The organism is Salmonella sp. NW645 (genome assembly GCF_051703725.1).
GTDB classification, from domain to species: domain Bacteria; phylum Pseudomonadota; class Gammaproteobacteria; order Enterobacterales; family Enterobacteriaceae; genus Salmonella; species Salmonella enterica.
On sequence record NZ_JAMMKR010000007.1, the window covers coordinates 296866 to 309682 of the forward strand.

The 12817-nt window shown below is 49.7% G+C and carries 10 protein-coding genes and 1 rRNA gene; 9 read left to right on the forward strand and 2 right to left on the reverse strand.

Annotation, left to right across the window (positions count from 1 at the left end; all coding sequences use genetic code 11):
• The first annotated feature begins 8 nt into the window (after positions 1–8).
• The 6 genes from prmA (at position 9) to NA389_RS16995 (ending at position 6305) form a co-directional block, all read left to right on the forward strand.
• Complete coding sequence (gene prmA / locus NA389_RS16970) at positions 9–890, forward strand: 50S ribosomal protein L11 methyltransferase (protein ID WP_001145854.1); 882 nt, start codon at positions 9–11, stop codon at positions 888–890.
• A gap of 660 nt (positions 891–1550) precedes the next feature.
• A complete protein-coding gene (gene dusB, locus NA389_RS16975; protein ID WP_001219664.1) occupies positions 1551–2516 on the forward strand; it encodes a tRNA dihydrouridine synthase DusB in 966 nt (321 codons plus the stop codon).
• A gap of 25 nt (positions 2517–2541) precedes the next feature.
• On the forward strand, positions 2542–2838 hold the full coding sequence (gene fis / locus NA389_RS16980) for a DNA-binding transcriptional regulator Fis (RefSeq protein WP_000462905.1): 297 nt from the start codon (positions 2542–2544) through the stop codon (positions 2836–2838).
• An 85-nt stretch (positions 2839–2923) separates the two neighbouring features.
• Positions 2924–3808 (forward strand): adenine-specific DNA-methyltransferase, encoded by an 885-nt coding sequence (gene yhdJ, locus NA389_RS16985; RefSeq protein ID WP_000642611.1) that lies wholly within the window; start codon positions 2924–2926, stop codon positions 3806–3808.
• Positions 3809–3890: 82 nt separating this feature from the next.
• Positions 3891–4055, forward strand: a complete 165-nt coding sequence (locus tag NA389_RS16990) for a DUF2556 family protein (protein WP_000620015.1) — start codon at positions 3891–3893, stop codon at positions 4053–4055.
• A gap of 150 nt (positions 4056–4205) precedes the next feature.
• Positions 4206–6305 carry a putative bifunctional diguanylate cyclase/phosphodiesterase gene (locus NA389_RS16995; protein WP_001145324.1) on the forward strand — a complete coding sequence of 700 codons (2100 nt, stop codon included), beginning with the start codon at positions 4206–4208 and terminating at the stop codon, positions 6303–6305.
• A gap of 2 nt (positions 6306–6307) precedes the next feature.
• Here the strand turns inward: NA389_RS16995 and envR are convergent, their stop codons facing one another.
• A complete protein-coding gene (gene envR, locus NA389_RS17000) occupies positions 6308–6970 on the reverse strand; it encodes an acrEF/envCD operon transcriptional regulator (RefSeq protein WP_001085721.1) in 663 nt (220 codons plus the stop codon).
• Positions 6971–7382: 412 nt separating this feature from the next.
• Between envR and NA389_RS17005 the strand changes: the two genes are divergently transcribed.
• From NA389_RS17005 to NA389_RS17015, 3 genes are all read left to right on the forward strand, one after another.
• Complete coding sequence (locus tag NA389_RS17005; RefSeq protein WP_000160380.1) at positions 7383–8540, forward strand: efflux RND transporter periplasmic adaptor subunit; 1158 nt, start codon at positions 7383–7385, stop codon at positions 8538–8540.
• Positions 8541–8551: 11 nt separating this feature from the next.
• Positions 8552–11665, forward strand: coding sequence for an efflux RND transporter permease subunit (locus NA389_RS17010; protein WP_001273291.1), 3114 nt, complete (start codon positions 8552–8554; stop codon positions 11663–11665).
• A gap of 236 nt (positions 11666–11901) precedes the next feature.
• Entirely contained in the window at positions 11902–12123 is a 222-nt protein-coding gene (locus NA389_RS17015) for a membrane protein (protein ID WP_000825645.1), read from the forward strand.
• A gap of 615 nt (positions 12124–12738) precedes the next feature.
• On the opposite strand, the gene rrf is transcribed toward NA389_RS17015, so the two are convergent.
• Positions 12739–12817, reverse strand: a 5S ribosomal RNA gene (gene rrf / locus NA389_RS17020); the annotation flags it as partial.

A 12817-nucleotide genomic window follows, 5' to 3' on the forward strand; every position in this document is an offset into this window, starting at 1 on the left:
GTTTTGCCATGCCATGGATCCAATTGAAACTGAATACCACCGGCGCGAATGCTGAAGAGCTGAGTGATGCGCTGATGGAAGCGGGCGCCGTTTCCATTACCTTTCAGGATACGCACGATACGCCGGTTTTTGAGCCGTTGCCGGGCGAAACCCGTCTGTGGGGCGATACCGATGTGATCGGTCTGTTCGACGCCGAAACCGACATGAAAGAAGTTGTCGCGATTCTGGAGCAACATCCGCTGCTGGGTGCCGGATTTGCCCATAAAATCGAACAACTGGAAGATAAAGACTGGGAACGCGAATGGATGGATAATTTCCATCCGATGCGTTTTGGCGAGCGTCTGTGGATTTGTCCCAGCTGGCGTGACATTCCGGACGAGAATGCCGTCAACGTGATGCTCGACCCGGGACTGGCGTTCGGTACGGGTACGCACCCCACCACCTCTTTATGTCTGCAATGGCTGGACAGGCTCGATCTCAACGGCAAAACCGTGATCGACTTTGGCTGCGGTTCAGGCATTCTGGCGATTGCCGCGCTGAAGCTGGGAGCGGCAAAGGCGATTGGTATTGATATCGATCCGCAAGCTATTCAGGCCAGTCGCGATAATGCCGAACGCAACGGCGTGTCTGACCGGCTGGAGCTGTACCTGCCGAAAGACCAGCCAGAAGCCATGAAAGCCGACGTGGTCGTCGCTAACATCCTGGCAGGCCCATTACGCGAACTGGCCCCGTTAATCAGCGTACTGCCCGTTGAGGGCGGTCTGCTGGGGCTTTCAGGTATTCTAGCCAGCCAGGCGGAAAGCGTCTGCGATGCTTACGCCGAGCTTTTCACTCTCGACCCGGTCGTCGAAAAAGAAGAGTGGTGCCGCATTACTGGCCGTAAAAAATAATTCTTGTCAGCGTGGTCGCCCGGCCACGCTTTTCTCCACACAACTGCCTTAACGCCTTTCAGGCACCGAGACATCATTAAATTCATCAAATGAATGCCTGAAATGACTTCTTTGTCACTATCCGTCTGGATGATCAGCTGCTACCAGCGGACAAAAGGTACTGGCGTTTTAACGGGTCACAGCCATCGCCCTCGTGCTTAGTAATGCTGTCCGGGTTGTTCTGCAGCATCCGCTAACGCGCTCTTCAGCACAGCTGGGAAAATTTATGCGTGCCATTCATGAACACAAAAGCGCGTCTGTGCGCCCCCTTCCGACTGGCAATGGAGAAAAATCACGCGCAGCGGGAAGTGATCTTGTCCTGAAACGAGACGGCGATCCCATTCATTTGGGGTAATTAGCTTATAAAAAAAGCAGATTATTCCGTTTATCTTGTTTCTGGTCGAAGAAATAGAGAGAAGTTACGGGAATTTGTAAGCGCGTACAAAACCGCCGACAATAAATAACTCTATGATTTTACTGAATTATAAATTTATTTTGCTGTTTTTAAGCACGATTCATTGATCTACAACAGTGGATTGTTCAAAGTTTGGCCTTTCATCTCGTGCAAAAAATGCGTAATATACGCCGCCTTGCAGTCACAGTATGGTCATTTCTTAACTCATGCGCATCGGACAATATCAGCTCAGAAATCGCCTGATCGCAGCGCCCATGGCTGGCATTACTGACAGACCTTTCCGGACGCTGTGCTATGAGATGGGAGCAGGATTGACAGTATCCGAGATGATGTCTTCTAACCCGCAAGTGTGGGAAAGCGATAAATCTCGTTTACGGATGGTGCACGTTGATGAGCCAGGAATTCGCACGGTGCAAATTGCCGGTAGCGACCCTGTTGAGATGGCCGATGCCGCACGTATTAACGTGGAAAGCGGCGCCCAGATTATTGATATCAATATGGGGTGCCCGGCGAAGAAAGTGAATCGTAAGCTGGCAGGTTCAGCCCTCTTGCAGTACCCGGATTTAGTGAAGTCTATACTCATCGGGGTCGTAAACGCGGTGGACGTTCCTGTGACTCTCAAGATTCGCACCGGCTGGGCGCCGGAACACCGTAACTGCGTAGAGATTGCCCAACTGGCTGAAGATTGTGGTATTCAGGCTCTGACCATCCATGGCCGCACCCGCGCCTGTTTGTTCAACGGAGAAGCTGAATACGACAGTATTCGGGCAGTTAAGCAGAAAGTTTCCATTCCGATTATCGCGAATGGCGACATTACTAACCCGCATAAAGCCAGAGCTGTTCTCGACTATACAGGGGCGGATGCCCTGATGATAGGCCGCGCAGCTCAGGGAAGACCCTGGATCTTTCGGGAAATCCAGCATTATCTGGACACTGGGGAGCTGCTTCCGCCGCTGCCGCTGGCAGAGGTAAAGCGCTTGCTTTGCACGCATGTTCGGGAACTGCATGACTTTTACGGTCAGGCAAAAGGGTACCGAATCGCGCGTAAACACGTCTCCTGGTATCTCCAGGAGCACGCTCCAGACGACCAGTTTCGGCGCACATTCAACGCTATTGAGGACGCCAGCGAACAGCTGGAGGCGTTGGAGGCATACTTCGAAAATTTTGCGTAAACAGAAATAAAGAGCTGACAGAACTATGTTCGAACAACGCGTAAATTCTGACGTACTGACCGTTTCTACCGTTAACTCTCAGGATCAGGTAACCCAAAAACCCCTGCGTGACTCGGTTAAACAGGCACTGAAGAACTATTTTGCTCAACTGAATGGTCAGGACGTTAATGACCTGTATGAGCTGGTACTGGCTGAAGTAGAACAGCCCCTGTTGGACATGGTGATGCAATACACCCGTGGTAACCAGACCCGTGCTGCTCTGATGATGGGCATCAACCGTGGTACGCTGCGTAAAAAATTAAAAAAATACGGCATGAACTAATTTCGATTAGCTAACTGCTTGTTTAAAAAGGCGCTACTCGGCATGGGGAAGCGCCTTTTTTATACGCATCACATGGAATTTGGTCATGAAAGCGGAATGTGAACCTCAGTACTTTGGCGATGAATCGAAGAAGATTATTCACGGTGACGCGCTAACAGAACTTAAAAAACTGCCTTCTGAAAGCATTGACTTAATTTTTGCCGATCCGCCTTACAATATCGGAAAAGATTTCGACGGTATGGTCGAATCCTGGGACGAAGCGTCTTTTCTGGCCTGGCTGTATGAATGCATTGATGAGTGCCACCGCGTACTGAAGAAACACGGCACCATGTACATCATGAATAGCACAGAAAATATGCCGTATATCGATCTCAAATGCCGAACGCTTTTTACCATCAAAAGCCGTATCGTCTGGTCCTATGATAGTTCCGGGGTGCAGGCGAAAAAATACTTTGGTTCTATGTATGAACCGATCCTGATGATGGTAAAGAACCCGAAAAGCTATACCTTTAACCGTGACGCGATTCTGGTCGAGACCACCACGGGCGCTAAGCGCGCGCTAATCGATTATCGAAAAAACCCGCCCCAACCATACAATCAGAAAAAAGTGCCGGGCAACGTCTGGTCATTTCCTCGCGTACGTTATCTGATGGATGAATATGAAAACCATCCTACGCAAAAGCCCAGCGCGCTGTTAAAACGGATCATACTGGCCTCTTCTAACCCGAGCGATACTGTATTGGACCCTTTCGCGGGCAGTTTCACCACAGGCGCTGTCGCAGCGGCGTCAGGTCGTAAGTTTATCGGTATTGAACTCAATAATGAGTACGTAAAAATGGGGCTCAGAAGATTGAGCGTCACTTCGCATTATTCAGAAAATGAACTTGCAAAAGTCAAAAAGAGAAAAACACAAAACCTGTCCAAAAAGCAGCGAAATGTCGGGATAAACGCGCTATCTTCAGAGAAGTAAAAGCATTGTAAGTCCGCTTTTCAGCGTCAAAATTTCATGTATATTCCCAGCACGCATGGGCATGAATACACAGGATTTGACGATGATACGTAAGTATTGGTGGCTGGTTGTTTTTGCCGTCTCCGTTTTTCTTTTTGATGCGCTTTTGATGCAATGGATCGAATTGATGGCAACTGAACAGGATAAGTGCCGAAACATGGATTCGGTTAACCCTCTCAAATTGATCAATTGTACCGATCTGGAGTAGCGAGCCGGGCGATTTAACCTATGATTATTTATCACCCGGATTTCTTTTATCCCTTATAAAAACAGGGAATTAAAACACGTTGAGGATAAAAGAAGGGGTGATACTGTCTCGTCCTGTTCTTTTCCTGCATAACCAATGAGCTAGTGATACATGCCGGTTAGTGAGTACAACCACATCCTTGTGGCGGTTTCATTTGCTGTCGCTATTTTTGCGTCCTATACCGCATTAAATATGGCCGGACGCGTAGCCGGAAGCGCCCGATCAAACGCCAGAATATGGCTAATAGGCGGCGGCTTCGCGCTGGGCGTCGGTATTTGGGCGATGCATTTTGTCGGGATGCTGGCGATGGATCACGCGATGAACATGCGCTTCGATCCGTTCCTCACCGGCCTCTCCATGCTGATCGCGATCGGCTCCTCCCTGTTTGCGCTATGGCTGGTCAGCGCTGAAAAACTGCGCCTGCGCCGTTTACTGCCGGGCGCGCTGGTGATGGGACTGGGCATCAGCGCAATGCATTATACCGGGATGGCGGCGCTGCAATTTGCTTCCATTATCGTCTGGAATAGCGCGTGGGTTGCCCTCTCTATCATTATCGCGCTACTGGCGTCCTGCGGCGCGCTGTGGCTCACGTTCCGCCTGCGTCATGAGGGAACAGATGTCGCCCTGAGGCGAGCAGGCGCTGCGGTATTAATGGGGATAGCTATCGCCGGCATGCATTACGCCGGCATGAAGGCCGCACACTTTCCCCAAAACTGGCCGATGGAGCATCGTGGCGTCGATAGCAACTGGCTGGCTGTTCTTGTCAGCGTGGTCGCGCTGACTATCCTGGGCATTACTCTTCTGGTTTCTTTATTTGACGCCCGGCTTCAGGCCCGCACCGCACTACTTGCCTCTTCGCTGGCGCAGGCGAACCAGGAACTGGCGCAGTTGGCGCTGCATGATACGCTCACCCGTTTACCAAACCGGGTACTCCTTGAAGATCGTCTGGAACAGGCCATCAGCAAAGCGAATCGGGAAAGCACGTCTTTCGCGCTACTGTTTATGGATCTGGATGGCTTTAAAGCCGTTAATGACGCTTATGGTCATGATATCGGCGATAAGCTACTGGTAGCGGTCACGCATCGTCTGAACCAACCGCTGAGCGGGCAGTTTACCCTAGCGCGGATTGGCGGCGACGAATTTGTGCTGCTTGCAGAAGTCAGCGCGCCTGACGAAGCGGCTTCCCTTGCCAGCGCGCTGGTACATTCGATAGATGCGCCCTTTACGATAGATCCGTACGAACTGGTCGTCACCCTTAGCGTGGGAATAGCGCTCTATCCGCTGGACGGAAAAAACGAACGGGAACTGATGTTCAACGCCGATGCCGCAATGTACCACACGAAACATACGGGGCGTAACGGATACCATTTCTTTCAGCCATCAATGAATATGCTGGCGCAAACCCAGCTTCAGCTAATGAATGACCTGTGGCTGGCGCTGGAAAGACAAGAGCTCAGGCTGGTGTACCAGCCTAAATTTCAGGCTCCTGCCGGCCCCATTGTAGGATTTGAGGCCCTGTTGCGCTGGTATCATCCAAAACAAGGCGTACTGAATCCTGACCAGTTTTTACCGCTGGCGGAAAAAACGGGTCTTATCGTCACTATCGGTAGCTGGGTGATAGACGAGGCGTGTCGACAGCTACGCGAGTGGCACTTACAGGGATACGCCTTATGGTCAGTGGCGGTAAATCTTTCCGCCTTACAATTTGAGCAGCCCGGCCTTGTGGACACCATTACGCGGAGCCTGGCCCGACACAGTATCCGTCCCGATTTATTGATTCTGGAAATCACCGAAACCACGGCGATGAACAAGCCAGAGCAAAGCGTCGCTATACTCACCAGATTAACGGAAATGGGGGTTAAGGCCTCTATTGACGACTTTGGCACCGGTTATTCCAGCCTTCTCTATCTGAAACGTCTTCCGGCGTGCGAACTAAAAATTGATCGCGCTTTCGTACATGAACTCAGCGAGGCAAGCGACGGCGCGACCATTGTTGCGGCTATTGTCGCGCTGGCGAAAGCGTTAAATCTGCAAATTGTGGCAGAAGGGGTAGAAAATGAAACGCAGCAACAATTTTTGACCCAGTTAGGATGCCATACACTTCAGGGGTTCCTGCTTGGCAAGCCGCGTACGGCAGAGGAAATTGCTCGCGATATTCGGGACCCTGCCAATATATTCACAAGGTCAATATATAATATCAACTCAAAATAATCTCAGGCTTCTTCCGCCTGTTGTTCATTTGGCATTAATTGCCTCACACTGCCATCCGGGCTTAGCATTTTTAATACATTATCGACTAATGCAGGCGCCTGCTTATAAAGATCATAACTTGTGGGATTCATTAACCAGTTCTTTACTATTCCGCTAAAACTACCATGCAGAATAATTAATATGACATCCAGATCAAGACTGCCTGAGATCAGCTTTTTATCCATACATCGCTGTAATACTTCAAGCAGCGACTGATGATGGAAACCAATCTTCTCCCGAATGGCCTGTTCCGATATCATACCATTATGGAATTCACATTTATGATATAAAATCTGCATTAATGCCTGCTGACGAGGCACTGCCGCAATATATTGTAAGGCTGCAATAAATTTCTCTCGTAGATCCTGTAAAGGATTATCATTCCAGCATCCCGTAAGCCTATCCTGAATAAGTTCGCGTAAAGGTGGTTGCTGTAACCAAACCTCATTAAACAACTGCGTTTTATTCTCAAAGTGCCAGTAGATGGCGCCCCGCGTGACATCAGCGGCATCAGCGATATCATTCAGCGTCGTGTTGGCAACGCCGCGCAAAGCGAACTGCGCAATAGCGGTTTCAATCAAGTGTTGCCGCGTTTTAAGCGCATCCGCCTTCGTTTTCTTCGCCATAATTAAGATATCCTGGACCATAAAAACGATAAATACGCTGATAAAATACTCAGCATAAAAAACAACTTTACCATGTCCTTTTTAGTCAGACGAGAGACAGCTATTTTTATTTCGCACAACACCGCCAAATCAATAATAAAAACAAATAAATTAATAAAACACATTCATATAAAATATATATTTCGAATCATGTTATTCAACATCATGATTTTACTAATCGGGACATTATGAAACGACAGGGAATAGTTCTTTTTTTTGCTTTTATGTGCCGTGAACCCCATCCCAAAATAAGTATTGCTTACATCACAAGCTAATAATTTGTAGGATACCCCACTGCTATTCTATTTTTCGCGCGTTAACGCCTTACCGTTATCCGGTGAATAACGAGCTTTCGGTTTTTTAAGGAACAGTAATGACGAAACATGCCAGGTTTTCACTCCTGCCCTCATTCATCATATTCTCTGCTGCGCTGCTGGCCGGTTGTAATGACCAGGGAGATACCCAGGCTCATGCCGGCGAGCCGCAAGTCACCGTCCATGTGGTCGAAACAGCGCCGCTAGCCGTAACGACCGAACTTCCCGGACGTACGTCCGCATTTCGCATTGCGGAAGTTCGCCCCCAGGTGAGCGGGATCGTGCTTAAAAGAAACTTCACCGAAGGTAGCGATGTAGAGGCCGGGCAGTCGCTTTATCAGATCGATCCTGCCACCTATCAGGCCGATTATGACAGCGCTAAAGGCGAACTTGCTAAAAGCGAAGCGGCTGCGGCTATCGCGCACCTGACGGTCAAACGCTATGTTCCACTGGTCGGCACAAAATATATCAGCCAACAGGAATATGATCAGGCGATTGCCGACGCCCGCCAGGCCGATGCCGCCGTTGTGGCGGCAAAAGCCGCTGTTGAAAGCGCGCGTATTAACCTTGCGTATACCAAAGTCACCTCGCCCATCAGCGGGCGTATAGGAAAATCTAATGTGACTGAAGGCGCGCTGGTGACTAATGGTCAGTCAACTGAACTGGCTACCGTGCAACAACTCGACCCGATTTATGTCGACGTGACGCAATCAAGCAACGACTTTATGCGACTCAAGCAATCCGTCGAACAAGGTAACCTGCATAAAGACAGCGCCAGTAGCACGGTTCAACTGGTAATGGAAAATGGTCAGGTCTACCCGATTAAAGGCACGCTGCAATTTTCCGACGTTACCGTAGATGAAAGCACCGGCTCTATCACGCTCAGGGCAGTTTTCCCTAACCCGCAACACAGTCTGCTTCCCGGTATGTTTGTGCGCGCCCGCATTGATGAAGGCGTCCAGCCCAATGCCATCCTTGTCCCCCAGCAGGGCGTAACCCGCACGCCGCGCGGCGACGCAATGGTGATGGTGGTTAACGATAAAAGCCAGGTTGAAGCCCGCAATGTCGTGGCGGCTCAGGCTATTGGCGATAAATGGCTCATCAGCGAAGGGTTAAAACCGGGCGATAAGGTCATCGTCAGCGGCTTACAAAAAGCGCGACTGGGCGTCCAGGTGAAAGCCACTACCGATGCTCCTGCAGCGAAAACGGCGCAATAAGGTAACCGTACATGGCAAACTTTTTTATTAGACGTCCTATTTTCGCCTGGGTTCTGGCCATTATCCTGATGATGGCTGGCGCACTGGCAATAATGCAACTTCCCGTTGCGCAGTATCCAACCATTGCGCCGCCAGCGGTTTCTATTTCTGCAACCTATCCTGGCGCGGATGCGCAGACGGTACAGGATACGGTTACTCAGGTTATCGAACAAAATATGAACGGTATCGATAACCTGATGTATATGTCCTCTACCAGCGACTCTGCTGGTAGCGTGACCATCACCCTGACCTTCCAGTCCGGAACCGATCCGGATATCGCGCAGGTTCAGGTGCAAAATAAATTGCAGCTCGCCACGCCTTTACTGCCGCAAGAAGTCCAGCAGCAGGGGATTAGCGTTGAAAAGTCCAGCAGCAGCTTTTTGATGGTCGCCGGGTTCGTCTCGGATAATCCGAACACTACCCAGGACGACATCTCTGACTATGTCGCCTCTAACATTAAGGATTCTATCAGCCGTCTGAATGGTGTGGGCGACGTTCAGCTATTTGGCGCACAGTACGCCATGCGTATCTGGCTGGATGCGAATCTGCTAAATAAATACCAGCTCACGCCAGTTGATGTCATCAACCAGTTAAAAGTACAGAACGACCAGATTGCGGCAGGCCAACTGGGCGGCACGCCAGCATTACCGGGCCAGCAGCTTAACGCCTCAATCATCGCCCAAACGCGTCTGAAAGATCCGCAAGAGTTCGGCAAAGTTACGTTGCGTGTCAATACCGACGGTTCTGTCGTCCATCTCAAAGATGTCGCGCGTATTGAGCTTGGCGGTGAAAACTATAACGTTGTAGCGCGCATTAACGGTAAACCAGCCTCCGGTCTCGGTATTAAACTGGCGACCGGCGCTAACGCGCTGGATACCGCAACCGCAATCAAAGCGAAACTGGCGGAACTGCAGCCTTTCTTCCCTCAGGGAATGAAGGTGGTTTATCCTTATGACACAACGCCCTTCGTAAAAATATCTATCCACGAAGTGGTAAAAACGCTGTTTGAAGCGATTATTCTGGTGTTCCTGGTAATGTATCTGTTCTTACAGAATATCCGGGCAACTCTGATTCCTACCATTGCTGTTCCTGTCGTGTTGCTAGGCACTTTTGCGGTACTCGCCGCCTTTGGCTACTCCATCAATACCCTGACGATGTTTGGTATGGTACTGGCGATAGGGCTATTGGTTGACGATGCGATAGTGGTCGTAGAAAACGTTGAACGTGTAATGATGGAGGATAACCTTTCTCCCCGAGAGGCGACGGAAAAATCCATGTCGCAGATTCAGGGAGCGCTGGTAGGTATCGCGATGGTACTGTCTGCGGTATTTATCCCGATGGCCTTTTTTGGCGGCTCGACCGGGGCAATTTATCGCCAGTTCTCTATTACTATTGTTTCAGCAATGGCGCTATCCGTTCTGGTTGCGTTGATTCTGACGCCAGCGCTGTGCGCTACGCTGCTTAAACCTGTATCTGCTGAACATCACGAGAAAAAAAGCGGCTTCTTTGGCTGGTTCAATACCAGGTTTGATCACAGCGTTAACCACTATACTAACAGCGTAAGCGGTATCGTGCGTAATACGGGTCGCTATCTCATTATCTATCTACTTATTGTAGTCGGAATGGCGGTTCTGTTTTTACGCCTCCCGACCTCCTTCCTGCCGGAAGAAGATCAGGGGGTATTCCTGACTATGATTCAGCTCCCCTCTGGCGCTACGCAAGAACGTACGCAGAATGTGCTGGATCAAGTCACTCATTACTACCTGAATAATGAAAAAGCGAACGTCGAAAGCGTGTTTACCGTAAACGGCTTTAGCTTTAGCGGTCAGGGACAAAACTCAGGGATGGCATTTGTCAGCCTTAAACCCTGGGAAGAGCGTAACGGTGAAGAAAATAGCGTCGAAGCCGTTATCGCCAGAGCGACACGCGCCTTCAGCCAGATTCGCGACGGGTTGGTGTTCCCCTTCAACATGCCGGCAATTGTCGAGTTAGGTACCGCGACAGGTTTCGACTTTGAGCTGATTGATCAGGGAGGACTCGGTCACGATGCGTTAACAAAAGCGCGTAATCAACTCCTGGGTATGGTCGCGAAGCATCCTGATCTATTAGTGCGCGTACGCCCGAACGGGCTGGAAGACACGCCACAGTTCAAGCTGGATGTCGATCAAGAAAAAGCGCAGGCGCTCGGTGTTTCGCTGTCTGATATCAACGAAACCATCTCTGCGGCGTTGGGCGGCTATTACGTTAACGACTTTATCGATCGCGGACGAGTGAAAAAAGTATACGTTCAGGCTGACGCTCAGTTCCGTATGCTGCCGGGAGATATCAACAATCTTTATGTACGCAGCGCCAATGGCGAGATGGTGCCCTTCTCTACCTTTAGCTCAGCACGGTGGATTTATGGTTCGCCACGCCTGGAACGCTATAACGGGATGCCGTCAATGGAACTGCTCGGTGAAGCAGCGCCCGGACGAAGTACCGGTGAAGCCATGTCGTTAATGGAAAATCTGGCTTCACAGCTGCCAAACGGTATTGGCTATGACTGGACAGGTATGTCGTATCAGGAACGGTTGTCAGGTAACCAGGCGCCGGCGCTGTACGCAATCTCACTCATTGTCGTTTTCCTCTGCCTTGCCGCTCTGTATGAAAGCTGGTCAATTCCGTTCTCGGTAATGCTGGTCGTACCGCTCGGCGTGGTTGGCGCTCTGCTTGCAGCGTCATTGCGCGGTCTGAACAATGACGTTTACTTCCAGGTTGGCTTGTTAACCACTATTGGCCTTTCTGCTAAAAACGCCATCCTGATTGTCGAGTTCGCCAAAGATCTCATGGAAAAAGAAGGACGTGGATTGATTGAAGCGACGCTGGAAGCATCCCGTATGCGTTTACGTCCTATTCTAATGACCTCGCTGGCCTTTATTCTCGGGGTAATGCCGTTAGTTATCAGTCGTGGCGCAGGTAGTGGGGCACAGAACGCAGTAGGCACAGGGGTTATGGGGGGAATGTTAACCGCAACCTTATTAGCTATCTTCTTCGTGCCAGTATTCTTCGTTGTTGTAAAACGCCGATTTAATCGCCATCATGATTAACCGGTAAACAGAGGCGTCTTCGGACGCCTTTTTAAACGGTAGTCTTTATCTCCGCTATTCCCCCCTCTCCGCTTACCTCTGCATTCTCCATAGTTTTTACAATTCACATGAATTGAGATGATTCCTCATGTCGGCCATTTTTTCTGTGGTGGTAAAATAACTCTCGTTTTCGCAGCGGTTAGAGCCAGCATTTACGTTGCTGTACTTCGCGAAACGCTGATTAATGAGGTAACACCATGAAAAGACTAATTCCAGTTGCATTGCTTACCACCTTATTGGCAGGTTGTGCACATGATTCTCCCTGCGTACCGGTTTATGACGATCAAGGGCGGCTGGTTCATACCAATACATGTATGAAAGGTACTACGCAGGATAACTGGGAGACAGCAGGCGCTATTGCTGGCGGCGCTGCGGCGGTAGCAGGGTTGACGATGGGTATCATTGCGCTTTCTAAATGATACATGCAGGCGCGGCAATGCCGCGCTTTCAGTAATAATATAAAGGTCGTAAGGATACTCAGCGACGTAATCTGTTCAGCCTATCCCCCGAAAGTTAACACGATAAAACGCTCTCTTTTCTTACTCGCCCATCCCGATGGTATTTATTCTATTCCTTGTCCGATGCAAACAAAATTGTAGCTTGATAGCATCGTAAGCCGCATTACAAACAGGCTTTATACAGTAAGACTTAGAGCGTGGTCATTAGGCGTAATTATTACAGACAGTCTGGATATAAACCGGAGCATACACGTAATACATGAGGATTTTGAGCACTGTCCCAGGGCCAAACTGGCAAATAAAATAGCCAAATAGGCCAGATTCTCAGTCCTCAGCGAATATCTCTATTGCTTATTAGTGGCGTAAGTAAAAGCCGTTTGTACATCTACTTCAGCACGGTTCACATTCGATGGTTCAGGCGGATATATGGCGGGAAATCACGTTTACTAAAACGGTTTTTATCCACTCTACGAAGATGTTTAAAACGCGTCGGCGTCATTACCCGATAACTTTTTCCATAGAAAGATAAATGCAAAAAGGCCCAGTCTTTCGATTGGGCCCTTTGCTTTATTTGATGTCTGGCAGTTCCCTACTCTCGCATGGGGAGACCCCACACTACCATCGGCGCTACGGCGTTTCACTTCTGAGTTCGGCA

Bases quoted from the DNA above. Each gene is read 5' to 3' on its own strand.
- dusB (WP_001219664.1), top strand. From the start codon at position 1,551: ATGCGCATCGGACAATATCAGCTCAGAAATCGCCTGATCGCAGCGCCC.
- yhdJ (WP_000642611.1), top strand. From the start codon at position 2,924: ATGAAAGCGGAATGTGAACCTCAGTACTTTGGCGATGAATCGAAGAAG.
- NA389_RS16995 (WP_001145324.1), top strand. From the start codon at position 4,206: ATGCCGGTTAGTGAGTACAACCACATCCTTGTGGCGGTTTCATTTGCT.
- envR (WP_001085721.1), bottom strand. From the start codon at position 6,970: ATGGCGAAGAAAACGAAGGCGGATGCGCTTAAAACGCGGCAACACTTG.
- NA389_RS17015 (WP_000825645.1), top strand. From the start codon at position 11,902: ATGAAAAGACTAATTCCAGTTGCATTGCTTACCACCTTATTGGCAGGT.
- NA389_RS17005 (WP_000160380.1), top strand. From the start codon at position 7,383: ATGACGAAACATGCCAGGTTTTCACTCCTGCCCTCATTCATCATATTC.
- fis (WP_000462905.1), top strand. From the start codon at position 2,542: ATGTTCGAACAACGCGTAAATTCTGACGTACTGACCGTTTCTACCGTT.
- NA389_RS16990 (WP_000620015.1), top strand. From the start codon at position 3,891: ATGATACGTAAGTATTGGTGGCTGGTTGTTTTTGCCGTCTCCGTTTTT.
- NA389_RS17010 (WP_001273291.1), top strand. From the start codon at position 8,552: ATGGCAAACTTTTTTATTAGACGTCCTATTTTCGCCTGGGTTCTGGCC.
- prmA (WP_001145854.1), top strand. From the start codon at position 9: ATGCCATGGATCCAATTGAAACTGAATACCACCGGCGCGAATGCTGAA.